A 23,621-nucleotide genomic window follows, 5' to 3' on the forward strand; every position below is an offset into this window, starting at 1 on the left:
ACCGCCGACACGCCCGAAGATACCCGACTCGTAGAATTCAGAGCGTGCCAGACCCAACCTACGTGTTCGTCGATCGCGCGTCGCGGCGCATTGGCCGTCTGCATGCCCGAGACGCAAAGCCGCACTCCGCACCGTTCGAGTGCGAGGTGACGTGGGCCGACGGCAGCACAGCTGTCGTCACCCACAAACAGGGAACGAAGGCGCGCATCGGCAGCATGTCGTTTCTCCAGTGGGCCTATCCAGATCTGCTGAAGTCCTATTGGGAAGACGCCGGCCTGGCACCGCAGCTTGTGACGTTGCTCCTTGTGGAACCGAAAAGGGACGTCCCAGTCAAGGACCTGAAGGCGAAGATCTCGAACTCGGCCAAGAGCGTGGATGCGCAGAAGGTCTGGGAGCGCGTTAGACCGAAGTTGGACAAGCTCGAATCGGTGCATGCGGAGGGCACGGGCCTCAAGCGCAAGTACTCGTGGACTAGCAACGTGCTTCCATCCGTCGTACCTGAGGGTCACGAGTCGGACTGGGCACACGTCATCGCGCCGGCTGTGGTCAGAGCGGAAGATTCTGCTGATGCACGACCACGCCCAATTCCGGAAGAGGCAGGGCACGATCTCAAGCAGCGCAAGTCTCAAGCCGCCGTGAAGCAACATGATGCGACCGCCACACAAGACGACACCGACGCAGAACGCTCAACTGGGACCCTCAATGCCCCTCGTCGGTCATCGAAGACCACCGGGAGCGGTTCGAAGCGCGAGCAGCAGAAACAGGACCTGACGAAGCCACCCGTGCCGCCCGCTCGACCGGAACGCGTCGCCGCGGCATCCATCGATCGAGAGGCCGCCGCGCTCTGGAAGACGCTGCGGAATCAGAGCGTCGACGATCCTGCGTGGCAGAACGACCTAGAGCAACTCCTCGCACGTGACCTCGCGCCGCTGGATCGGTTCCTCGCGTCGCTGGTATTTGTGCGCAAAGTTGATGGCGCGCAATCACTCGCGGTCGATCTCGAGGCTCAGCTCCCACCATCCTTGGCAACCTCCGCCGACGTGAAGCATGCGATCGAGAGCCTCGATCCTGAAGCACGCGGGCAGGCGCTGCGCGCCATCACGCTGACCGACGTGATCGGCCCGGAGTTCCTGAGCGAGTGGGCTTCGCAGCCGGGTGCGGCCTCGCAACTCGGAGCTCTGGCCCGTCGAACGCGGGCGTTGCCCGAGACCCAGCTGTCCACGGCGATTCGTCGCCTCACCCGCGCTGCAGACGCCTTGACGCGGCTCACGCCACCAGCGGCGGACATGCTGGAGGCCGTCGATGCGCTGTCAGTTCTTGGACGGTCCGATTCGGATGCGGCGCGCCACGCGACGGTGCGCATGCTCGGTTCGATTTCGAAGTGGGTCTCCGGTGCGGAATCGCTGGACCAAGAACAGCTTCGGCGGCTCAGCTCGCGTGTCACTGAATTGCCCTGGACCGAGGCCCGCTTCCGTGTTACTGCCGCCGTCGGTCGCCTCGACCCGGCGGCTACCGCGCGCCAAGACTGGCTGAAGGACCTCACTGCGGATGATCTGACCGTATTCGACGAGGCGACATCGCCTCTCCTGAAGAACGCGGGTTGGTTCGACGAGATCAAGGACATCGCCACAACCGCGGTACGTGGCGCGTCAGAGCGACGCCGACTTCTTCGGTTGCTCTCGTCCACGACGATCTCTTCCATCGTCGAACCAGCCATCGCGACCGAAGCACTTCAAGGTGTCGCTCAACGGGACAGCCAGGTACGTCTCTGGTTGGCTGCAATCGCAGAAGCCGAGCGGGTTGAGAAGCTCCAGGCGCAAGTCGAGCGGGCGGAGCGGGCGGCTGCCGCTGCAACAGAGGCGGTCGCACAACGCGACGCTCAGTTGCAGGCTCTGGCAGAGCGCCTTGCCGACGCTCAGAGCCGCCTCGGGCAGGCCGCTGAGTCCCGCGCGGCCGCGCGGGACTCGACACTGGCTCAGGCAGAACGCGATGCATACAAGTTGCTCGCGCAGAACCTCGCGACTGTTGAGACAGAGGGGCCTAAAGGCGATCCGGACACGCTACTCACGCGCCTTCGCCAGCAGGTCCGGCGTCGTGGGATTGAAGCCAGCTCAGTGCGCGGTGAGAACGTGGCATTCGATCCGGCGCTCCATGAAGCTCCCGGTGGTCGGCCCGCCGACGGCGCCCCGGTCATTGTCGGACGTAGCGGCTATGTGTGGAGAAGGGGCGACCAGCGAGAAGTGCTGGTCAAAGCACTTGTCACTGGGGAGAGCAATTGAACGAAGTCCGAGGCGTTGATTTCGGGACGTCGACGTCCCTCCTATCCGAAGCTACAGCGTTCGGAGCTGAGGTCGTTCCGATCGGCCGGCGAGAGGCATGGATCCCGTCGATCGTCGGTTTGCAAGGTACTGAATGGGCTGCCGGTGATGACGCTGCCGATTTCGCAGAGCCATCTTTGATCCGCTCAGTAAAGCGAGCAATCACCGAGCGACGGGAGGTGATGCAGCTCAGCGACGGCCATCGAACGGTCTTCGCGAGCGCCGACGATGCCATCACCGACATGCTGTCGACGATTGCGGTCCGCGCTTCCGAAGAAGGTGTCTCGGTCACCGACGATGAAGTCGTCGTGCGGCTCGGGTGCCCTGCGATGTGGGATGGCGCCCAGCGCAAGCGCCTGATCGGTCTGGCCAACCGCGCGGGAATGGCAGTGCGCAACGCGACACTGATCGACGAGCCGATCGCTGCGGGGGTCGCATGGATTTCCAGCCGAACCGAACGGATTCGCGGCAAGCTGCTCATCTACGATATGGGCGGCGGCACGTTGGACATCGCGGTCCTTCACGTCGATGCGCAGCCGGGTGGACCAACGGACATTGCGGTTCAGGCGGCGGACGGCACCGCAGTCGCCGGTGATCGTGTCGACGAAGCCCTCGCCGACGTCATCAAGGAGAAGCTACGCGCTGAGGGCTTCGACGCGGATGGCCCGGGCTATGGCAAAGAGCTACGCGGATGGCTTCTCCGCGCAGCCCGCGAAGCGAAGATTGCACTAACGGACGTCACCGACACCGCCGTAGTCGTGCCCCACCCCACCCTTGAGGTTCCACCGGTATCGCTGTCACGTGAAGAATTCGAGAGTGCATTCGCGCCGTTACTCCGAGACTCTCTTACGCGCATGTGGGAGGTCATGCGCGCGGCCCTGATGAGCCAAGTTGCAACGCGCACTTCGACCGAGAGCCTGACACCACAGGAAGCCCGAGGTCTGGAGGACGTCCTGCTTGCAGACGGGATCTCGTACGTCCTTCTGGCAGGCGGGATGTCTCGCGTTCCGCTGGTCGCCGAGCGCCTCGGCGAGATCTTCGGTCATGACCGCATCTATCGCGAGGAGAGCCCGGAGCAGCTCATCGCGCGAGGACTCGGCGAGAACCGCGCATACGAAAGCCTCAATCTGCACCGCCCTGGGTTCGACTTCTACCTGGAATGGCGCAATGGTGACGAAACAGCGCAACACATGGTTTACGAGGCGTACACACCCTTCTACAACAAGCTTCAGGTGTTCCACCAGAACAGCGTGAAGTATCTCCATCGGTTCACTTCAGCCAAGCTCCCCCGCACTGGTTCGGGGTATCTGCGTGCGCGTTCCGTGTCTGGCGAGGAACTGACGTTGCTGCTCGACGGACGCGAAGTGGACGGCATCAAGTTCGGGTTCGGTACGAACCCCAATCCCGTTCTGAGCCTGGAGCCTAACGGCCGGGTATTCCTGCGCGACACGATGGGTCACAGCCGCGAACTCTTCATCGAGCGGTGGCCTGTGATCAAGGGCACCGGTGGCGAGTCGGACTCGATCACCATCCGCTCGAGCCGCGAGGCAGTGCAGTCGCGCGAGTGGTGGTACGACCAATCGGGTGACTGATCACGCGATGACTTCGAGCAGCGCCACCCTCTCGCTTGTCAGCACGAAGTGACGTCGGTCTTCATGCTCCGGTCGCACGGCATCGAGATCGGCCCGCAAGCCATCGAGTCGCCCGCGGATCATTCGTACGTAGCCGGGATCGCTCGCTTCTGAAACCCGCTCGTCCCACTGCTTCTGCACCCCGGCAAGCTTGATGTGTATCGTGTGCTCTTTGGATTCGATGCGAGCGTCGACGAGGGCGTGATTTTCCGCTGCGCGTATGGCGCGCGCCTCCGCCGCGCGTGCACGTTCGATCGCGTCTAGGCTCGATAGCACGGGAGCGAGCATCGCGCCCTCGCCGCGTCCCTTGGTGTCGGTGAATGTGTCCTCTGCGAGGGCCACCAGGATTTCCTCTTCGAGGGCTGGTCGTCTCTCGCCAGAACCTGCGTCGACTGCAGTGACCCACAACTCCCTCTGATTGCGGAGCCCGTGCGTTTCCACCAGAGAGACCGATACGAGATGTCTGCTTCCGCCTTTCCCGATCGCTACGCGCCCGAACCGTGGGCGAGACAGGGAATCCGCGCGAAGCTCATCCACCGCGAGCCTGACCAGCGGGTGCCTCCCGCTGATCAGTTCGACGTTTTCCCCGGGCACCTCGTCCTCGGGGCGGAAAATGACGTCGATCGGCTGGCGGTCCCGAAGGTATGCGTACAGCTGGGCACCGAGGACGGTGCCGTTCTGAGTGTTCGCTGCCGCCCCCCGCACTGCCCGGGCTAGCTCGGGAGTACCAGTCAAGAGCGTGCGACCGCCTCGCGTGACGAGCCGCCCGTCGTACTTGCCCAGAATGTAACCAAGCAGCCGCCTCAGCTCGCCGGGGCCGACGTACCGGCCGCTTGCCGGACCGGTCTCTGTCAAGCCGTCGATCTCGAGTTCGCGCACCGTCGTGAGGAGCCCGGAGTTCTCTTCGAGCTGTTCGATATCGGCCTTGTTCTGCTCGATGACTTGGGCTTGGCGGTCGATCTCGGCATGCCGCTGCGCGTCTGAGAGTGCAGGGTTGAGGAGCCGATCGCTGATCTCCCGCATCGTTTCGCGCATGATGGGTTCGAGGTCGCCGATCGACTCCTCGAAGATGTTGATCCGGGTGTACAGACGACCGACGATCTCAGTTTCGATCGTTCCCGGGATCGACATGTTGAAGATGAAGATCTTCTCGTTGGCCTGGCCGATGCGGTCGAGCCGGCCGATTCGCTGTTCGATCTGCATCGGATTCCACGGGAGGTCGTAGTTCACCAGGATGTTGCAGAACTCGAAGTCCAGACCTTCGGAACCCACCTGATTGGCGACCAGGATCTCGAAGTCGCCTTCGCGAAACTGCGTGATGATCTGATCCCGTTCGTCCGGCGCGACACCACCGTGCAGGTAGCGCGTGCGGAACTCGGGAGCGAGTCGCCGCGTCAGGTACTCCACCGTGCCACGGAAGAAGGAGAAGATCAGGACCTTGGTCAGCCCTTGCGCTCTCGCCTGGCGCAGGCGGCGAAGGAGTGCGTCCAGCTTCGAGTCAGTGTTCAGAGTCGCAAGCGGCGTACGGGATACGCCAGTCTGACCCGGTTCATGGTCGAGTGCTCCGTCGTAGTCAGTGAGTCGCTCGTCCTCGGTCAGCCAGCCTTCTCGCCGGGATATCCGTTCCAAGGCGACGTGGAGACAGCTTGAGGCCTGGCGCAACGGCATCTGGAGCATGAACCCGCGCGGAACGGAACGGTCTGTGGCCTCCGCGATGTAGTAAGACTCGATTGCGTCGTAGACTGCGCGTTCTTCGGGAGTCCACTCGACGACGACGTCCTCGACCACACGGAGCGCCTTCTTCTCCTGGACGTCCACCTTGCGTGTGCGGTTTAGTACGCTGCTGAGTGTGTTGAGGTTTCCGGCCAGTCGCTTGATCGACGTGACCTGCTCAGCATCCAGAGGCGAAGTATCCGTCAGGATCGCGCGCAGTCTCTTGTAGTCGGGATGCCGCGTGATTACCTCCCCGTGTTGGAGGCGATGCAGCTCGCGCAAGGTCTGGAGCGCCCGTTGCTTCGACCTCGTGTCAGCGTCACTGATCTCCCTGGAGATTCGGTTGAGGATCTGGTTGGGGCGCAGCTGATCAACGAAGACATTCACGTCGGGGAAGGCCCCTGCGTCTAGCAAGTTGACGAGGTTGAAGAGGTCGTGCTGACCGAGGTTCAGCGGTGTCGCCGACAACAGCACAAGATGGTCAGCTTGGTCGGACAGGAAGTTTCCGACCTCCCACGATCGTGTCCCGCGATTGCGAACGACATGCGCTTCGTCAACGACGGCCAGGTCGAAACGCGGTCGCAGCTCGTTAAGCTCCGCCAGCAACAACGCATCGCTACGAAGAGCTTCGATGGAAATGATGCCCATAAGCGCTGGCTCTCGACCAGCCCGGATCTCAGCGAGGAACTCGGCGATCTGCGTCTTCTTGAGAATGTCGAGCTTGCGCATGAAGCGGGCTTCCATCTCGCGCTTCCACTTGAATTGCAGCGCCGCTGGAACGACGACCAGGGCCCGCTCGATCTGCAACCTCTGTTCGAGCTCGGTCCAGATGAGTCCAGCCTCGATCGTCTTGCCGAGACCGACCTCGTCCGCTATCAGCAGCTTCCCGCTCACACCGTTGAGGATCTTGATCGCGGGGAGGAACTGATACCCACGGAACGCCGTGCGAGTGGCTGCGTATGAGTAGAGGAAGTCGGAGAGCGGGTACGCGAGCTTGGTCCACGTGAGCGTCCGCGCGATGTCCTCCGCGCCAGCGGCTTCCTGCCGCAACCAGAACTCTGCGGAGTCTGGGTCTCCCTCGATCCGCTCGAGGTCTGACGCGAAATAGGTCAGTCGCCGACCGCCGATCGACACGATGATGGAATGGCCCTCGGGTGTTCGGCTGACTTCAGCGACGCGTCCGAGTTCCCTCTGTCCAAGAGGACGGACGATGTCGCCGGATTGGAACGGTGAGGATCCAACGAACTCGCGCGAGTTTCGCCAATGGTCTTCGAGCGCCTCGTACGCGTCTGCGAGATGCGTACGACAGGTTCGGATGCGCGCTGCCTCCGACCGGGTCACGTCCTGGGCGCCAGCAACCACGATGAGTGAAACTTCACCTTCGTCCAGCGCTCCGTAGATCCCGTTGTGCAACTTCCGTGCCGCCGACGGGAAGGCCGTGGCGCGGACATTCCGCGCAGGCAGGGTCTCAACCCAGGCCGCCAGCTCATCGTCTGCGTTCCCGATGACGAGAATGCGGTCGAATTGCCCGGGCCAGGCTTCCACCGGTGATCGAACCGGCGAGTACACGAGATCGACCCCGTCGGCGAACATACAACCCCCACTCGAACGACGAGGGAGTGACCCGAAAGGTTTGCCTCTCGCTCACCCCTCTCCCTCCCGCCGACGATAGCGCTCCTGCTGGAGCACCGCCCGGATGCGCCACGATGCACATGTGCCGCACCATGTCGGTTTCGGCAATTCGGATCGAGGGACGTCCTCTACGACCGGGACCACCGCCGCTCCGTCGGACGGTAGAGGTCATCGATCAGATCGACGACGAGCCGTTCCAGATTCGTGTACTCACTCGCCTTCGGAAGCCGGGAGCCATCGGTTCAGTGCGCCCGATCAAGACGACGACGCTCACACTGGTACGGACGCGAACCCAGATCCGTTAGGCGCCGCGCGGCGCGGAAGACGAAACTGCGCGAACCACCCATTTCGGTGGCAGGGCTAGCATTAGCACGGGAGGCCTGTGTGGCTGGGAGCAATGCGTGGCGTGTGAATGACGTCGTCGCATATGACGGCATGCGCGAATCGGCGACGTTGCTCACCGCGCTTCTGCTTCGGGAGTCAAGTGAAGGCTCAGCAAGGAGAGCCGCGCTTGACGAGGCCCGGCAGCTCCGAGCCCGCATTCTCAGCGTGGACTCATTCGATCGTGCGGCCGTGGCCGCGCTCACGGACCAGATCAGATTTCGAATCGAAGAGCTGACGGAGCCGAAGCTGTGAGCAGGTGGGAACTCGAGGATGTCTACCGTGACGAGATCCTTCGACGCAGCATCCTTCCGTTGCTCTTCCCGACGCCCACCGAACCGGATGCTGCGCCGAGCCTTGTCCTTCTCACTGGCCAGCCTGGGGCAGGACGATCTCGCGTGTCGAGCGCACTCGTTGCCGAGGAGGCGGCCGCAGTCGTCAACGGTGACGATCTCCGGGCGTTCCATCCCCGTCTTGCGGAGATTCTCGTGTCAAGCGAGACCGAAGCCCGAGAGGGACTCGCACGGGCTACCGCTGGATGGGTTCGCGACTGCATTCGGTACGCACGGGAGAACAAGCGCTCGCTCCTTCTCGAGGGAACCTTCCTCGATCCGATGGTCGCGATTGGAACGGCAGAGCGATTCGCCGGCGAGGGGTTTCAGACCCGCATCGTCGTGGTGGCTTCCCGACGCGCTGAGAGCCTATTGTCGGTGGCGTCTCTCTACCTTCGCGATGTTCACGCCTCTGGCCCCGCTCGGTTTGTGAGCCGTGATGCTCACGATCGAGCCTTCGAGGCGACGCGCGCATTCGTCGCGGCGGTCGAGGATGCAGCATCCGCCGACCGCCTCACGATCCTGAAGCGAAGCGGGGAGACTGCGTTCGACGCTCACCGCGTCGATGGCGGCGACGCGTTCCGCGGGGCCGGTGCGGCGTTGGAAGCTGCCCAGTCAGCCCGACTGAGCCGGTTCGACGCCACGCAGTGGCTGAGCGAACTGCACCACGTGACCGAGTTCGCGGCCTCCCGTCGTGAACTCCCGCCCGGCGTGACGGACCTCCTTGTGGATCTGCATGAGGTGGCGCTTCGCGAGGTGATTCCAGAGCTGCACGTTCGCAGCGACGGCAAGTTCACGATCGCGATCGAGCAGAAGACAGTGGCGAACCTCGTGGGATTGCGCCGTTCGCTCGCGCGGGAGCAAGCAGTGGATGTCGCGGCCCCGGTGATCGTGCCTGTCGGCCCGGAGCGTGGGGGCATCTCCCGGTGACCCGCATAGTCGGCTACTCGCGCGAGCTCGCGCCGGGACTCGGGACGGCGTCGGATGCGGAGCAACTGATGCTCGCCGGCGCCACCGCTGTATACATCGATGAGGACTCCGCCGATTCCGCCAAGCGTGCAGGGCTCCGCGAGTGTCTCGAGTCTCTGCAGCCCGGCGACACCCTCCTCGTCACCAGCGCGGCGATGCTAGCACCGACAGTCCCACAGTTCCTAGGTACGGTCGCGGGGCTGTCGGCAAGAGACGTTAGCTTCCGTTCGCTCTCCGATCCGACCCTCTCCGCTGGCGCGCAGGTCGACCCGGCAGACGTGTTCGCTGCACTCGAATCGCTGCGGCGTCGGCTATCGAGTCTCCAGACTCGGGCGGGGATGGCTTCCGCGGCTAGCGAGGGTCGGCGACCGGGCCGCCCGACAGTCATGACCCCGGAGCGGGTTGCGATGGCCGTAGAGCTTCGAAATCTCGGCCGGCCTGTGACGCATATCGCCCGCGTTCTCGGCGTGAGCGCGAACGCCGTTCAACGCTCCCTTGCCGCGTCCCCCGACAGACCTTGACCACTCGTCGGGTTCCTCCCGGCAGTGGCTCACATCGCGACCGCAGGCGTGCGCAGTGCCGAGTCCGAGGATTACCGGACTGAGCGCAGCGAGGGAGGATATGCCGCAGGGCCGGAACGGAGCACGACGTAGGTCGCTACGATCGGCCGCCGGGAGGGAACGACTCCCTCATTCATCACCCGACAGTTCCGACAGCTTCAGGATGAACGGCCGCCGGTCTGCCGTCGGTACAGTGATCAGCATTCGGATCGTGTTGCGCAACATCTCGAGATCTGGCGGCGGCAGTCGCTTCTCGAGCGGTATCGCGCACCACGCGACGTCCTCCTCGACGTGGTAGCCGGGCTCTTGCTCGGGCTTTTCCGGGTAGTAGGTGAACGCGCAGATTGCGACGCGGTAGAGCACCTTCTCGGCGTGGCTGCGGTCAATCGTCTTCATCGGCTCATTCCCATTGGGTTGTTCGGGTGCAGCATCGGATGCGGCGCAGCGGGGTCGAGGTGGTGTGGCTGCCGGGGCTGCTCACGGTGACGCAAGCGCTCGTTGACCTGGCGGGCGATGGCATCGATGCGGGCTTCCTCGATCTCTCGCGGCGTCGGACGCGGCTTCGGTTTGGGGCCGGGCTTCACGCGGCCGAGTTCCTTCTGCAGCCGCGCCAACTCTTCCTTCTGCTCTGCAAGCGCGTACCCCGCACGGGCCTTGAGACAATCGCGCTTCCACGCAGCCCACTCGTCGGCGGGAGTCTCGATGCTCTTCATGGCGAGCTTGAGTTCCTCTTTCGTCCGCACCCGTGAGAAGAACTCGTCGGCGGCGGCGCGGTTCTCCAACTGCTCAGCTTTCGTCGTGCGGTGGATGCGACGCACCGGAAGCCCTGCGTCACGACGACGCTTCTCGCGATCGCGCCAGGCGCGGTGGGCCGCATTCTGCTTCTCCTTGTTGCGCGCGTAGTACTCGCGGCGGCGCACCCGCTGCTCCTCGGCGTGCCCGGCGTAGAACTCGCGCCGACGCTCCCGATGCTTCTCGGGGTCCTCGCGGTACTTCTCGCGGAGTCGCGCATTCACCTCATCTTTGTGCTTGTCACGCCAGCGCTGATTCCGCTCGCGCTTGCGCTGCCGGTATGCCTCAGGATCCTTCGCCCGCTGCTCGGCGCGGTACCGCCGCTGGTACTCGAGATACTCCTCACGATGCTGCGCGTAGTAGTCGCGCGCATACTGTCGGCGCGCTTCCTTGCGATGCTTCTCGCGGTCGTGGATCGCCGCTCGTGCGTGGGCGATCTGCAGCCGGATGTCCTCGCTCTCGCGCTCAAGCCGCTCGGCTTCGTCGTCGGGCACGTGGTCACCTCGTCATCGACGCGTCAGACCGCCTCGGTGCCCAGATTCTGTCGAGCAAAGAGTCGGCTGGTTCGAAGCGATCATGGATGCTGCGCGGCGGCGCCAGCGGAAACCGACGGTCGGCCTCGACCGCTGACCGCTTGCCTCGCGGGAAGTACTCGCGGAATAGCCTGCATCCCGGATCCATGACGACCCAGTGGCAGCGGACACTCCACCACACGGTGAGGTCGAGTTCTGCCTCATCGTCGGAGTCGGCCCAGACTCCGACGACGTGACCCTCGACGAGCTGAGCCGTGTGCCAGTTGCGTTCGCGTGGTCCGACTCCACGAGCCACGAGTGTGTCGTTGATGAGTTCGCGACGGATGCGGCAGTCCTCGTCGGTCGCGCGTTCGCCACGGATCGGCGCCGCGGCGCGGATCCGTTCGCCTGCTTCAGCGAGGCTCTCCCCGTCCACTGGGGTACTCAGGGCGCACATCGGAGTACCCCCGGACGCGAAGCAAGCTCAACGAGTTTGTCGGGGCGGAATCCGCTCCAGTGGTCCTCGTCGCTGACGACAACCACCGGTGCTTGCGTATATCCGAGATCATCGATGACGTATTCGCGAGCAGCGGGGTTGGTTCGGATGTCGACTTCGATGAATCGAATCCCCCCCTGGGCGAGCAGCTTTTTGGTCATCGTGCACCGGATGCACTCGGGCCCGGTCGTGTAGACGATGATCATCCGCCCCGGCGAGTGGTGGTCAAGTCCGTGATCGTGAGACGACCTGCTAGTGCGCATGGGGGCCGCCCGCCCGAGCGCCGTCTTCGATCCACGCCTCGACCTCGTCGATTGCGTACACGACGATGCGGCCGAGCTTGCGGTACGGCGGCCCCTTCTTCTCGTATCGCCACATCGCGAGAGTGTTCTTGGTGACGCCCGGAAGAGCAGCCGCGAGCTCGTCTGGACTCAGGTAGACGTGGCTGAGGCCGGAAGTGTCGGAGTTCATCGCTGTCGTCATGGAACTCGCCTCCTCTTGCGGATCCGATCTGACGTTTGACAGCAGTACACTCCTAATGCGTATCCTTAGTCAAGCGTTTCTGCAGAACTCCTCTCCAGTAGGACAAGATAAGGGGGTGAAGGTCGACGTGAAGACCCCCGATGGCAAGATGATGTCGGCGGATGCTGCGTCACAGTCGGTCGGATCTGCGCTACGAATCGCGCCTGCATTCGTCGCGACCGCCGTCGACGAGACGACCGGAGTCGAGACGACGATCGAGGCTCACTACAGCACGACGCGTGGTCGCTACATCATCACGACGATCGTCAATCGGGCGATTGCCGAAGACTTCAACGAAGACCGCCTCAAGCACGCAGCCCCGCAGGCGATCCTGCAGGTCGCCATCCCGCACTGCGTCGCACTTCAGTTGGACGAGGACCCCAACGCACCGTGGACGACGGTCGCAGCTCTCACCACAGCGGAGGGCCGCATCATCCCCCCATGGATGGCACAAGCCGTCGTGAAGCGAGGGATGAAGGATGAGCGGTGGGAGGTGATCGAGATCCTCTACGGCACCGCTGCACTCAGCGACCTTCCACCCGTCAAGCTCATCGCGCTCGAGCTCGATGTGCCCGAGCGCACCGCCTCGGATTGGGTTCAGAAGGCCAGGGCTGCGGGCTGGCTGGCGGGAATGACGTCGAACGTGGGCCGGCCAGCGAGCGGATGACTGAGTGCCCAAGCGTCGAACAATGTGGGCCGCGAAGATCAACGACCCGAGACACATCACGCAGATCGGCTCCGTAGAACTTGATCCACGTGCGATTGCGGTGCGTCGTTGCTGCCAACTCACCGTCAACCTTGCAGGGCCACAACTGCCGATAGCTTCTTGTCATGCACCAGCCCGATCCGATACCCGCTGTCGCCGCTCCGACCGTGATCTTCGTCATCAATCGTGCATGGGCGCCGGGCGCAGGGGATCAGGCCACATACGACGCGACGCGCATGTACTGGAAGGTGGGCGTGACCACGCGAGAGCGCGCGGTCTACGCACTTGGTGTCGCGGGCGGGATTGTGCGCGGCGCGTATCGGATCGAGTCGTGGCATTCTGGGGAGTCGAAAGGGCGCTGGGGTTTCCACGGCGTGCCGGCGCCAGAGCTGGGGGTCGTCGGAACAAGCATCGAGCGCCTTGCACCTCCGCGAGGTGCCGCGAACCCCGTGCGTCTCTATCTGGACGGCATCCCTCCGAGCGAAGAGAAGCCGGTCGCGGTCATCGCCCGGGAACTCAACGTCGAGCCCCTCGCGCGTATCATGTACGGGCAGCGCGAGCTGTTCCACAGTAACTTCCTCGCATGGTTCTTCGACGCCTTACCGGAGCTCGCTGACGCCGTCTTCCGCGACCTCTCCATGAACACCGAAGACGACGCGAATCACCGACACGTAGAGCGGGAACGCGAGAACCTCGATCTCGTCCTGCACTGGCCCGACGCTGCACCGCTCGTCATCGAGAACAAGGTGTTCTCGCTTCCCGAAGCCGATCAGCTGAACGAGTACCGGGCGAAGACGGCCCGCTGGAAGGGCGCGGTCGCGCAGCACGTTCTCCTGAGCATGTCTCCGCCCCGTGAACCTATCGACGGTTGGAGGTATCTGAGCTATCAGGACCTCGCTGAGCGCATTGACGTCGCCCTCGGGGACGTCGATGACGAGAGCTACGAGATCGAAACCCTCCGTCGCTACTCCCGCGTCGTGCGGCTTCTGAGCGCTTTGTTGGACACGACTGTTGTCCACGCGAACAGCGAATCCGCGTGGCTGGATAGCACTGAACTCTCAGAGATCGACTCGTCGCAAACCCGCACGGCGCTCCGAAAGCTCCGTGCTCGCCGGGTTCAGACAGTGCTCGCCGCAGAAGGCCCCGGCGTGGGCTGGACGGAGGCAGCCATCAGCCATGGACATCCTCTTGTCGGATGGAGGCGGCACATCATCGTCGACGGCGTCGAAATTCAGGCAGGGTGGCAGTACCAAGAGGGACAGTTTCGACTGTGCGCAGTCCTCCCCCACCTCTCCGGGCGGTCCGTTACGGACAGACAGGCTCGGGAGGCGTTCGCCTCTAAGCATCCCGAGTTGTTCGATTTTGCATCGCTCTTCGACATCCTTGCGTCGCCCAACGGCGATGAAATGCCGCGCGGGCGTTTCGGCCACTTCGCGCCTGACTTCGTGTACCGCTACGTGAAAGCACCTGACCAGAGCGTTCAAGGTCTGATCGACGCCACCCATGCCGTCAACACCAGCCTCCAGTTGATCGGCGCCGCCGCGCTCAACCGCCCGAACTCGGTATGAGCGTCAATCGGTGCGGAAGGCGACACCGCGCGTTGATCGCGTCTCCTCAAACGGTGAAACTCGATACGGTCAATTGAGACTCGTTCCTCGATCGTGTCCCGTGCGGTGGAGCGTAGCGAGAGCGTTGGAGCACTGAGAATGGCGAACACCCTGCCCGATGACGCAGACACGATTGCCCTCGCATTGCCGTCCCGCCCGGAAGCGGACATGGCCGTTGCGCGGCAGGTTGCTCAAGTCTTCGACCACATGCTGGGGGATGGTCGGTCGGTCATCGATCCAGCGGCGACCGTCTGGACAGCGGCGGTCGCTGAAGACCTGCGCAGGCGGATCGAGGACAATCCGCTGATCGGCCCGGATGCCGGCCAGTGGGACAAGCTGGAGCTTCAGCTCGCGGGTGCTTCGCGCGATGTCGTGCTGATGGCGGCTGAGTTGGTCTTCCTACGTGAGCAGCCGGTTTCGAACGCCTCACCGGCAACACGCCGACAGCATCTGACTCGGGTCCTGAAGTTGGCGGAGCCGGTCCCTGAGGTTCCGGAATGGATGAACGACGCGCTGGATCGGCCTTCTGGTGATGCAGGCTTCGCAGGCAATCAGGGTTACAACGGTCGGCTCTGGCTTCACCTGATCTGGGCAGCGACGTTTGTACGTGAATGGCGGGGTTTGTCAGATGAGGAGCGCAGAGCCGCGATGGGCCACCCGTGGCAGGTCCAGCGCATCATGCTCGACATCGGGGACGGCGGAACCCCCGACATCCGCAATGCAATGCTCTTTCTCGCGTTCCCTGACGTGTTTGAGCCCATCTCGTCGGTGAACATGAAGACGCAGATCCGGACTGGACTTGCCGACCGGATCGGCGGGGCGAGCGGCGTTGACGCTCAGTCCCTGGATCGCGATCTGCTTGCCATCCGGGCGTCGCTGGCCGCAGAGATAGCGGAGCCGTTCCACTTCTGGACTCCGAATGTCCGCGCCATGTGGGACACCGTGAAGCCCCTGAAGCCCACCGTTGACGAGCCGCGTCCACGGCACCACTGGCTCTACTCACCGGGGGCGCAAGCCTCAGAGTGGGATTCCTTTCGCGCCGAGGGAATCATGGCGCTCGGCTGGGATGAGATTGGCGACCTCGCCGGGTATCCAGACCGCGAAGCAATCCGAGTTGATCTGGCAGCAGCATCCGGTTCCACGTCCTCGTTGAAGAATGACGTGCTCTGCCTGTGGCAGTTCCAGAACGAGATCGCGGTGGGCGACGTCGTTTACGCCAAACGCGGCAGGCGGGAACTCGTCGGCCGAGGGGAGGTGATCTCTGAAGCTAGGTTCGAGCCCGAGCGCGGGCAGTTCCGTCACGTTCGGTCCGTGAACTGGACTCATGTTGGCTCGTGGGAGCATCCCGGTGACGCCGCCGTGAAGACCCTGACCGACATCACGTCTTACCGGGACTACGTCGGGAACCTTGAGGCACTCTTCGCAGGCGAGGAGGACGACGACCACGAGGAAGTCGAACTCGTTACCCCTCCGCCGTCGTACAGCCGGGAGGCGTTCCTCGACGAGGTCTATCTCACGGAGGATGCATACGAGCGGCTCCGTGGGCTTCTGCTGCGGAAGAAGAACGTGATCCTTGCGGGACCGCCGGGAGTGGGGAAGACGTTCGCAGCCCGGCGCCTCGCCTTTTCGATCATGGGCGCGAAGGATCTTCCTCGGGTACAGATGGTGCAGTTCCATCAGAGCTACTCATACGAGGACTTCATGATGGGTTACCGACCGACCGAGTCTGGCGGGTTCACGCTCGCCGAGGGCCCGTTCTACCGCTTCTGCGAGGAGGCGCGGAAGGACGATGTCAGTCGCCCGTACTTCTTCATCATCGATGAGATCAACCGGGGCAACATCTCCAAGATCCTCGGAGAACTCCTCATGCTCATCGAGGCAGACAAGCGCGGCCAGGAGTTGCGCCTCCTATACAAGAACGAGAAGTTCTCTGTCCCACCGAATGTACACATCATCGGGATGATGAACACCGCGGACCGGAGCCTCGCGGTCCTCGACTATGCGCTGCGCAGACGCTTCGGCTTCTTTCACATGACCCCTGGCTTCGACTCGACCGGTTTCACGTCTTGGCAGGAGTCGGTGCAGAGCCCGGCGCTCGATGCGCTGATTGGCGTCATCCTCGACCTCAACCGTGCCATCACGGCGGACCCGGCGCTCGGCCCGGGCTTTGCTGTCGGACACAGCTATTTGGGCGCACCGCCCGATCAGGGCATCGACGACGAGTGGCTGTACTCCATTGTTGAGGACGAACTCGTACCCCTCCTCGACGAGTACTGGTTCGACGAGCCCGACGTCGCCCAGCAATGGTCAACCAGGTTGCGGGGCGCTATCGCGTGATCGACCGCAGCATCGCCATCCGGAACGTGTACGTCATGCTCGCGTACGCCTTCAGGACCGTGCGTAACGAAGGCACCGATCGCATCGCGAGCGAGAAGTTCGACCACTTGCACGATCTCCTTGCTGAGATCCTTGCCCTCGGCGTCGGCACACAGGTCAAGCGCGGCCTTCACCGCGACTACCTCGCGATGAGTGAAGAACTGGCCACTGTACGCGGCCGCATAAACATTGGGCGCACGGCTAGCACCCGCTCGATCACCCGAGGGCACCTGGTCTGCGAGTTCGACGAGTACGACATCGACACGCCGCACAATCAGGCGCTGAAAGCCGCCATCATCCTGCTCATCCGGCACGGCGAGGTGTCGCCGCCACGGAAGGACGCACTCCGTCGGGTGCTCCCCTATCTCGAGACGGTGACCACTGTTGCGCCGAGGTCGATCCGCTGGGAGTCACTCACGTACCACCGATCGAACGCGTCGTATCGGCTCCTGCTCGGCGTCTGCGAACTCATCGTCCTCGGGCTGCTCCCCACTGAGTCCGCTGGCGCGGCCCGGCTTGCAAGTTGGCTCCCCGACGAGAAGATGAACGTGCTCTACGAGCGGTTTCTGCGTGAGTACTACGCGTTCCACCATCCCGAGCTCTCTCCGGGAGCGCGCATCATTCCGTGGGATCTCGATCAGCCAAGCCTCTTCGGCGGACAGTTACCCGAAATGCGCACCGACGTCACGCTTCGCTCCGGGAACCGAACGCTCATCATCGACGCCAAGTACTACGGGCGCACTCTCCAGCAGGGTCTGAGCGGAAAGGAGACCGTCCACTCCGGCAACCTGTATCAGGTGCTTGCCTACGTCAAGAACGAGGATCGCAAGCGCACCGGCGCAGTTAGCGGCCTCCTGCTCTATGCACAGACCGAGGCAATCGCGCAACCTGAGCTGGACGTGATCGTCCAAGGAAACAGAATCGGTGCTCAAACACTTGACTTGAACCAACCTTGGGAATCGATCGCTGGACGACTCGAGGGCTTGCTCGGCTGGCTAGCTCCGGTCGCCGCCTGAGCGATTCATCCGGGGAGCTTGATTCATCGAGGCTCCCCCGCCGCTCGCTCTCACTCCAAACTTGTCGGACGGTGTGCACCTCATCGGGTGCCGCCCTAACCGCAAGGGGGCGCGTCCTCGTCATCAACTTTGCGGCTCGCAACGTGCGTCAACGAGCGATGCACTAGTCCGCAAGGAAGCGAAACTGCTCATCGCCCAGCGGTTTGACGGCTCGCCTCTCGGATTCCCAGTGTCCGATCGCGATCTTCACCCTGCGGTCGCGACTCTCTTCAAGCAGGAAGCCCTCCACCTCCGTATCCCAGCCACGGTTACGCGACAGATGCACCAGATATCCATGGGGGGCGTTGTTCGCAAGCAGCTTCAGATAGTCCTGATGAAGGTGGCTGTGACGGTAGTTCAATCCCATCTCAATCACAATCGGAGCCTCGATACGCCCGTAGACCAAGTCGTCAAGAGTTGCGGTGGCGAGCTGATGGGGCGAGAGGATCGCGAGATCGAACGAGCCGCGCCGATTAGATCCAGACGCCAGGTCGACCAAGGTCTCCGGCCACTCCTTGTGAATGAGCTGGGTGACTTGTCCAGATGCGCCAATCGGATGATGACCGACGAAGAGATCTCGCCTGCTGAGGTTCGAGAACAACTGCGCGTGCATGCTGTGCTCGACGCGGTGCAAGTACGGGCTCAGCATGAAGTCCGCTACGAGTCGGTCGATCTCGGAGTCGACGACCGCGACTGCTTGCGCGATCCAATTCGGGTCCACTCTGCTCGTGTCGATCAGCGATCCGCCCCTTGACGACGGACGCTCCGTGGAGTGGGTGGCTGATAGCTCTTCGATAGCGCCTCTGTGGACCAGCCATGCACCGAGTTCGTCCAGGAACGTGAACTTCTCAAGTTCCTCGGCGACCAGCGGTTCCTCGGCCCGCAATCGAAATTTGCGCTCATACGATCCGCGATTGTTGTCGGGTCGGCAGATCGCGACGGTCTGCGTCTTCCTTCCGATCGTGACGACAACCTTCCGAGTCCCGACCAGACATTCAAACGACCCCATGCTGCGTGATCGTACGGGACGACAACGCTGACCGACACGACCCGCAGCATGACCGCCCTGAAGCCGATCGACCTCCGCGCGTCGCCGTGAGACGTTAGCCCATTCGGTGCTCGGATACGCATTCTTGGTTGGGGCCCTCAAGCCGCCATCGACAGCGATTCCAGCCCCGACGGGGACGAGCAGCGGAGTGTCGAGCTTCGGCGGCGCGATGCGGTGTGCAGCGATGCTGCCGCCGTCGGGATCGCACGAGCTATTTCTGGTACAACCCGCGGGAAGCGCGCTTGCCGCGCTCAGTTCGGTCCACTGGCGAGGGCCCTATGCAACCGTCCCGAATGTGAGGACTGAAGACGCGCACCGACATTTCGGGGCCTGCTGGCCGACGGTCGTGAATAGGATGAGACCGGCTCGGGGCGGCGATCCAAAACCCGTCCTCGTAGCCATCTTCGCTCAATGTCATGGGTGCGACGTTGGGCACACCGGTACGTACCCATTGACGGACTCGCGCACGAACGACGCGCCGAATGCGAATCAAGTCAGCGCTCTCAGCGGACCTACCGGATCGGCTCGTTCGTTCCAGCGAAGGCTCGCAGCGCAACGACGAACCTTGGCAAGCCTAGGAGAGCGCGCGATCCCAGTGGAAAATGATCTCATCCCGTCGAGCGTCACGCCCGTTGAAATCCGCGGCGAAGTCCATCCGCGCGATCACATCCTTCGGAAGCAACTTGGCGAACAGCAACACAGCATCATCGGGGTCGACGCTCGTCTCGGGCGGGAACTGGAACGACACCCAGCCTTCCTCAAGCTCGCCGTCCTCGAAGATGATGAGATCGATAAGTATGCTCACAAGCGAGTCGGCCACAGTCTCGTTGAATTCGTACCCCGGGTTCGATCGTGCATCCGCAAACATATCGGCGCCCAGATCACCCAGCTTGTCGATGATATTCAGGATCGAGCGGTCGAAGAGCTTCCTGTAATCGCTGTCGGTTGGGGCAAGCGTGCCAGCATTGCCGAGATCAACAAAGTAGTTGTAGCAGTCGCGGTCCTCTCCGGAAGCGTGCGTCTCACTGAACGCGACCAACCAGCAGACGTCCTCGTCAGCGTCCCACAGAGTGACGGCTCGAGACCGCCCATGGTGCAAGTTAAGCCACGCTCCATACGGCGTGATGCCACGCGTGTGTTCGCCTTGGTCTGGGGCGCCCTCCCGCTTGATGACGAACGCTCTCAAAATCTCGCGTTCCGCGCAGAAATAGCGTGCGTCGCGCTCAGCGTACGACTTGTCGAGTCTCAGATCTTCAACGAGGCAACGCTCGGTTACCCGCAGGTGGGGCGAATGCACCGTCTGAGCGCCGGTTACGCTGTGCGGAACTTGGCCGCCGCAGCCTCGGCGCGCGCTCGATCGCGCTCTGCCGCGGCGCTCCGAATGGCAGCGGTCCCTTGTGCATTCGCCGCGAGCATCTTCTCTCGAAGGTCTTCAATCGGAGTTGCCTTGACCTGCTCGACAAGTGCCGTTGCACGGCTGACAGCGGTCGTCGTGGTGGGACGAGCCTTTGTAAGCATGTCGTGGACTCCTCTTGGCAGCCGGGCTCTCGCCGGCGATGCTTGCCACAGTTCCATCTGTAGCACACATACCACTGTAGCGGGATCCGGGCTGCGAGGGTTCTGTAGCTAGAGCCCGCCGCCGCGTCGACGTCGTCGTAACAGGTAGTCCACTTGCGACGACATCCGACTGAACCTACGCCTGTGTTCGGAGCCCGCGGTGGCGGCTGTTCCACTCGACGTCCTTTACCCTGCCGGATGACTCACTCCGCCTGCGCGCGCCAACCGCGCACCTGCAGGCGGACGCTCGCGAGTATCTGATAGCGCGGCTACCCGAGACCGCAATTGGTGGAACGCCAGTCATCTCATCCGCGCTCTGCGAGGACACACTCTGGACACAAGCCGCGCAGACCGAGCCCGGAACCTCTGATCGAGGCCGACCGACACAAGAGGCCCAAGGCAGCCGGAGGGCCCTGATTTTCCGCGGCGGAACGGTCCATCCCGCGGATTTCCGGGCTCATCCCTCCGACACCGTCTTCGGCCATCAGGAGTTTCGACTCCCGCCGTCGCGTCCACTTCGACACCTCGACGCTTGCGAGGAACAGGTCGGCGTCGCGCCTCGTGAGGAAGCCGCGCTGGTCGGTCTGCCCGATTGGTCAGGCGTGGGGCAGCCCAGGCGGTAGCGCTTGCGGTGGGGATCCAGCCCGGTACTCAACTCAGTGCCCGCACCAGTGCGGCGATGGCGGCCGGCCCGACGCGACAGCATCCACCGATGAAGTGCGCGCCCGCCTCGGCCCACGCGCTCGGGAGCGCCAGGTCGAATCCCGGCTCGCCGTTCCATCGACGTGCCGCGCCATCCCACGTCTCGCCCGAGTTGGGATAGGCGATGGCAGGCTTGCGGCTCGCGGCGGTCGCCGCCCGCACCGCCGGCAGCACATCGTCGGGCGCGCAGCAGTTCACCCCGACGGCCACGACGGAACCATGGCCGGCGGCGAGAGCGAAGGCGTCGGTCGCCGGACGGCCGTCGCGAAGCCGATCCCCCGAGACCGTGCACGACAACCAGGCGGGGAGCGCGAACTCGTCAGCGAGATCCAGGAGCACCGAGACCTCGTCGAGGTCCGGGATCGTCTCGAAGGCGAGCATGTCGGGCCCGGCGCTTGCGAGCAGTTCCACTCGCGGGGCGTGGAAGTCGCGAAGCGCTGCGCGGCTCAACCCGTACCGACCGCGGTACTCGGATCCGTCGGCGAGCACCGCTCCGTAGGGACCCACCGATGCCGCCACCAGACGCACGACGTCGTCATCGGCTGACTCGGCGACGTCGTCGCGCACCTCGCGGGCGATCGTCACGCTCCGTGTGATGAGGTTCTCCGCCTCGGTGCGGGTCATGCCGCTGTGCTCGAATCCGGCGACGCTCGCCTGATAGCTGGCGGTCGTGGCGACGTGCGCGCCCGCGTCGAAGTACGCGCGGTGTACGGCAGCCACCTCGCCCGGAGCGTCGCGCAGCAGTCGGGCAGTCCAGAGCTCGTCCGTGAGATCGTGGCCACGTTCTGCGAGCGCATTGGAGAGTCCGCCGTCGAGCACGATCACGCGAGGTGTCGTCGGGTTCGTCACCTGCTCATCCTCCCCGATCGGGTCCCGGCGGAGTCCGCGTCACGAGGCTCGACGAGGTACCCCGACGACGGGAATGTCGCGTCGAGGGCTGCCTCGAGATCTGCGAGCAGGTCGGAGGTCTCTTCGATGCCGACCGAGAGGCGCAGGTGACCGAACGTGCGGAAGGGCAGCGGGTAGGTGGCGACGCGACCGCCCTCGGTTCCGGTGTGCACGATCAGTGAGTCGTCGTGCCCCAGAGAGAAGCCCGAAGTGATGAGCCGAAGGTTGGCGACGAACCGGTTCTGTGTGTCGGGATCGCCGGCGACGGCGAAGGCGATCATTCCGCCGTACCCGCGACCGCCGAACTGCCGCGTCGCCAGGTCGTGCTCGGGGTGTGACGGCAGGCCGGGATAGTAGACGTACTCCACTCGCGGATCGCTCTCCAGGAACTCGGCGACGGCGAGCGCGGATGCCAGGTGCTGCCGCAGGCGCAGCGGGAGGGTCACCGAGCCGCGGTGGATCTGCCAGGCGTTGAACGGCGAGATCACTCCCCCGACGTCGACCATGGCATCGGCCTTGATCGGCTCGATGAGCTCGCGCGAACCGATGACGGCGCCGCCCATGGCATCGCCGTGACCGTTGATGTACTTCGTCAGGGAGTGGACGACGAGATCCGCGCCGTCGGCGAGCGGGCGGTAGAAGGGCGGCGGCGTGAAGGTGGAGTCCACCATCAGGATCGCACCGGCGGCGTGCGTGATCTCCGCGATCGCACCGACGTCCGCCACCTTGGTGGTGGGGTTCGCGATCGCCTCGATGCAGACGAGCCGGGTGTGGGGGCGGAAGGCCGCGCGCAGCGCGTCCAGATCGCCGACGTCGACGAACGTCGCCTCGATGCCGTACCGCTGCGGCAGGAGTTCGGTCCACAGTCTCCAGGTCGCCTCGTACGTGACGTCACTGACGATGACGTGGTCGCCGACGCGGACGTGGGTGAAGAAGACGGCGTGCAGGGCGGCGACGCCGGAAGCAAGCGCAACGGCGTCTTCGCCGCCGTCGAGGGCGGCGAGTTTGTCTTGGAGACCGGCCTGGTTGACGCCGGTGTTCCGGGTGTACAGCCCTGGCGCGGAGGCGGACCAGCTGATGTCGCTCGGATCGTCGGGAAGCGCGTAGGAGTTCGCCATCACCAACGGCGTGCGCAGCGCCCTCGTGGAGTCGAGTCGATTGCCGCCGTGCACGGCGAGGGTGAGGTCTGACAGGGTCTCAGCCCGTCGGCGGTCCGGCCGTTGCGACATTGCGTTCCTTACTTTCCCGCGAAGAGACGTCTGCACCAGGGTGGGTCGTCTGGGACGGCATCCCTGATCTACGGTAGTGTGTGCCATTGACACTTGCAATTGCCAATCGTGCACGGAGGCATCGTGGCCGCATCGCACCTGGACGACATCGACCAGCAGCTGCTCGCAGCGTTGACCGCGGACGCGAGGATGCCGATGGTCGCCCTGGCAGGCAAGGTGCATCTGTCGCGCAACGCGGTGCGGCAGCGCATCGAGCGCATGGAGCGCGACGGCGTCATCGCCGGCTACAGCGTCATCAGGGGGAGCGCGTCGCGGCCACGCGTGACCGCGATGGTCATGGTCTATCGCGTCGACAGGATGCGGGACGATCGGGTGATCGCCGCGTTGCGGGGCATCCCGGAGGTCACTCGCTGCGACGTGCTGTCGGGGGCGTACGACCTCTTCGTGACGCTGGAGGCCGACTCGATGGATCGCGTGGGCCAGATCTGGGAGCAGATCGCGGCCCTGCCCGGCGTGGCCGACACCGTGACCGCGGTGTCGCTGTCGCGGGCGATCGACCGCCGGTGACGCTGCCGCCCGAGCATCCGGGCGGCAG

20 protein-coding genes are annotated in these 23,621 nt (G+C 63.9%); 10 read left to right on the plus strand and 10 right to left on the minus strand.

Annotated elements, in window-relative coordinates:
• Nucleotides 1-44: 44 nt before the first annotated feature.
• Both ACZBH1_RS02700 and ACZBH1_RS02705 read left to right on the plus strand, forming a co-directional pair.
• The gene (locus ACZBH1_RS02700; RefSeq protein ID WP_463645419.1) at nt 45-2,279 is read left to right on the plus strand and encodes an NACHT domain-containing protein; all 2,235 of its coding nucleotides are present in this window, start codon (nt 45-47) and stop codon (nt 2,277-2,279) included.
• Entirely contained in the window at nt 2,216-3,910 is a 1,695-nt protein-coding gene (locus tag ACZBH1_RS02705) for an Hsp70 family protein (protein ID WP_463645420.1), read from the plus strand. The genes ACZBH1_RS02700 and ACZBH1_RS02705 overlap by 64 nt, the downstream gene beginning before the upstream one ends.
• Here the strand turns inward: ACZBH1_RS02705 and ACZBH1_RS02710 are convergent, their stop codons facing one another.
• Nucleotides 3,911-7,255, minus strand: a complete 3,345-nt coding sequence (locus ACZBH1_RS02710; RefSeq protein ID WP_463645421.1) for a DEAD/DEAH box helicase — start codon at nt 7,253-7,255, stop codon at nt 3,911-3,913.
• Between the two features lie 447 nt (nt 7,256-7,702).
• Between ACZBH1_RS02710 and ACZBH1_RS02715 the strand changes: the two genes are divergently transcribed.
• The 3 genes from ACZBH1_RS02715 (at nt 7,703) to ACZBH1_RS02725 (ending at nt 9,497) form a co-directional block, all read left to right on the plus strand.
• Complete coding sequence (locus tag ACZBH1_RS02715; RefSeq protein WP_463645422.1) at nt 7,703-7,930, plus strand: hypothetical protein; 228 nt, start codon at nt 7,703-7,705, stop codon at nt 7,928-7,930.
• Nucleotides 7,927-8,937: a zeta toxin family protein gene (locus ACZBH1_RS02720; protein ID WP_463645423.1), complete on the plus strand. Its 1,011-nt coding sequence runs from the start codon at nt 7,927-7,929 to the stop codon at nt 8,935-8,937. The genes ACZBH1_RS02715 and ACZBH1_RS02720 overlap by 4 nt, the downstream gene beginning before the upstream one ends.
• 68 nt (nt 8,938-9,005) lie before the next feature.
• Nucleotides 9,006-9,497 (plus strand): recombinase family protein, encoded by a 492-nt coding sequence (locus tag ACZBH1_RS02725; RefSeq protein ID WP_463646649.1) that lies wholly within the window; start codon nt 9,006-9,008, stop codon nt 9,495-9,497.
• A 168-nt stretch (nt 9,498-9,665) separates the two neighbouring features.
• On the opposite strand, the gene ACZBH1_RS02730 is transcribed toward ACZBH1_RS02725, so the two are convergent.
• Genes ACZBH1_RS02730 through ACZBH1_RS02750 form a run of 5 tightly spaced genes read right to left on the minus strand, consistent with a single transcriptional unit; the run spans nt 9,666 to nt 11,819 of the window.
• Nucleotides 9,666-9,932, minus strand: a complete 267-nt coding sequence (locus tag ACZBH1_RS02730; protein WP_463645424.1) for a hypothetical protein — start codon at nt 9,930-9,932, stop codon at nt 9,666-9,668.
• Nucleotides 9,929-10,822 (minus strand): splicing factor U2AF large subunit, encoded by an 894-nt coding sequence (locus ACZBH1_RS02735; protein ID WP_463645425.1) that lies wholly within the window; start codon nt 10,820-10,822, stop codon nt 9,929-9,931. The genes ACZBH1_RS02730 and ACZBH1_RS02735 overlap by 4 nt, the downstream gene beginning before the upstream one ends.
• 4 nt (nt 10,823-10,826) lie before the next feature.
• Complete coding sequence (locus ACZBH1_RS02740) at nt 10,827-11,276, minus strand: hypothetical protein (RefSeq protein ID WP_463645426.1); 450 nt, start codon at nt 11,274-11,276, stop codon at nt 10,827-10,829.
• Between the two features lie 8 nt (nt 11,277-11,284).
• Nucleotides 11,285-11,542 (minus strand): glutaredoxin domain-containing protein, encoded by a 258-nt coding sequence (locus ACZBH1_RS02745; RefSeq protein ID WP_463645427.1) that lies wholly within the window; start codon nt 11,540-11,542, stop codon nt 11,285-11,287.
• A gap of 46 nt (nt 11,543-11,588) precedes the next feature.
• Nucleotides 11,589-11,819, minus strand: coding sequence for a helix-turn-helix transcriptional regulator (locus ACZBH1_RS02750; RefSeq protein ID WP_463645428.1), 231 nt, complete (start codon nt 11,817-11,819; stop codon nt 11,589-11,591).
• A 115-nt stretch (nt 11,820-11,934) separates the two neighbouring features.
• Between ACZBH1_RS02750 and ACZBH1_RS02755 the strand changes: the two genes are divergently transcribed.
• The 4 genes from ACZBH1_RS02755 (at nt 11,935) to mcrC (ending at nt 17,563) form a co-directional block, all read left to right on the plus strand.
• Nucleotides 11,935-12,525 (plus strand): hypothetical protein, encoded by a 591-nt coding sequence (locus ACZBH1_RS02755; protein WP_463645429.1) that lies wholly within the window; start codon nt 11,935-11,937, stop codon nt 12,523-12,525.
• 164 nt (nt 12,526-12,689) lie between these two features.
• Entirely contained in the window at nt 12,690-14,132 is a 1,443-nt protein-coding gene (locus ACZBH1_RS02760; RefSeq protein WP_463645430.1) for a PD-(D/E)XK nuclease family protein, read from the plus strand.
• A 138-nt stretch (nt 14,133-14,270) separates the two neighbouring features.
• Nucleotides 14,271-16,508 carry an AAA family ATPase gene (locus ACZBH1_RS02765; RefSeq protein WP_463645431.1) on the plus strand — a complete coding sequence of 746 codons (2,238 nt, stop codon included), beginning with the start codon at nt 14,271-14,273 and terminating at the stop codon, nt 16,506-16,508.
• A complete protein-coding gene (gene mcrC / locus ACZBH1_RS02770) occupies nt 16,475-17,563 on the plus strand; it encodes a 5-methylcytosine-specific restriction endonuclease system specificity protein McrC (RefSeq protein WP_463645432.1) in 1,089 nt (362 codons plus the stop codon). Before ACZBH1_RS02765 ends, mcrC begins: the two co-directional genes overlap by 34 nt.
• 163 nt (nt 17,564-17,726) lie before the next feature.
• Here the strand turns inward: mcrC and ACZBH1_RS02775 are convergent, their stop codons facing one another.
• From ACZBH1_RS02775 to ACZBH1_RS02790, 4 genes are all read right to left on the minus strand, one after another.
• Nucleotides 17,727-18,611: a hypothetical protein gene (locus tag ACZBH1_RS02775; RefSeq protein WP_463645433.1), complete on the minus strand. Its 885-nt coding sequence runs from the start codon at nt 18,609-18,611 to the stop codon at nt 17,727-17,729.
• Between the two features lie 613 nt (nt 18,612-19,224).
• On the minus strand, nt 19,225-19,947 hold the full coding sequence (locus ACZBH1_RS02780) for a hypothetical protein (RefSeq protein WP_463645434.1): 723 nt from the start codon (nt 19,945-19,947) through the stop codon (nt 19,225-19,227).
• A gap of 911 nt (nt 19,948-20,858) precedes the next feature.
• Nucleotides 20,859-21,758, minus strand: coding sequence for a homocysteine S-methyltransferase (gene mmuM / locus ACZBH1_RS02785; RefSeq protein WP_463645435.1), 900 nt, complete (start codon nt 21,756-21,758; stop codon nt 20,859-20,861).
• A complete protein-coding gene (locus ACZBH1_RS02790) occupies nt 21,755-23,026 on the minus strand; it encodes a trans-sulfuration enzyme family protein (protein WP_463645436.1) in 1,272 nt (423 codons plus the stop codon). Before ACZBH1_RS02790 ends, mmuM begins: the two co-directional genes overlap by 4 nt.
• Nucleotides 23,027-23,149: 123 nt before the next feature.
• Here ACZBH1_RS02790 and ACZBH1_RS02795 point away from each other — a divergent pair, with 123 nt between their 5' ends.
• On the plus strand, nt 23,150-23,593 hold the full coding sequence (locus ACZBH1_RS02795; protein ID WP_463645437.1) for an Lrp/AsnC family transcriptional regulator: 444 nt from the start codon (nt 23,150-23,152) through the stop codon (nt 23,591-23,593).
• Nucleotides 23,594-23,621 lie beyond the last annotated feature (28 nt).

This window comes from Microbacterium sp. ZXT2-5 (assembly GCF_055329545.1).

Coding starts and splice junctions, on each gene's coding strand:
- ACZBH1_RS02750 (WP_463645428.1), bottom strand. CDS start 11,819: ATGACGACAGCGATGAACTCCGACACTTCCGGCCTCAGCCACGTCTAC.
- ACZBH1_RS02710 (WP_463645421.1), bottom strand. CDS start 7,255: ATGTTCGCCGACGGGGTCGATCTCGTGTACTCGCCGGTTCGATCACCG.
- ACZBH1_RS02745 (WP_463645427.1), bottom strand. CDS start 11,542: ATGATCATCGTCTACACGACCGGGCCCGAGTGCATCCGGTGCACGATG.
- ACZBH1_RS02775 (WP_463645433.1), bottom strand. CDS start 18,611: ATGGGGTCGTTTGAATGTCTGGTCGGGACTCGGAAGGTTGTCGTCACG.
- ACZBH1_RS02765 (WP_463645431.1), top strand. CDS start 14,271: ATGGCGAACACCCTGCCCGATGACGCAGACACGATTGCCCTCGCATTG.
- ACZBH1_RS02730 (WP_463645424.1), bottom strand. CDS start 9,932: ATGAAGACGATTGACCGCAGCCACGCCGAGAAGGTGCTCTACCGCGTC.
- ACZBH1_RS02725 (WP_463646649.1), top strand. CDS start 9,006: ATGCTCGCCGGCGCCACCGCTGTATACATCGATGAGGACTCCGCCGAT.
- ACZBH1_RS02790 (WP_463645436.1), bottom strand. CDS start 23,026: ATGTCGCAACGGCCGGACCGCCGACGGGCTGAGACCCTGTCAGACCTC.
- mcrC (WP_463645432.1), top strand. CDS start 16,475: ATGGTCAACCAGGTTGCGGGGCGCTATCGCGTGATCGACCGCAGCATC.
- ACZBH1_RS02760 (WP_463645430.1), top strand. CDS start 12,690: ATGCACCAGCCCGATCCGATACCCGCTGTCGCCGCTCCGACCGTGATC.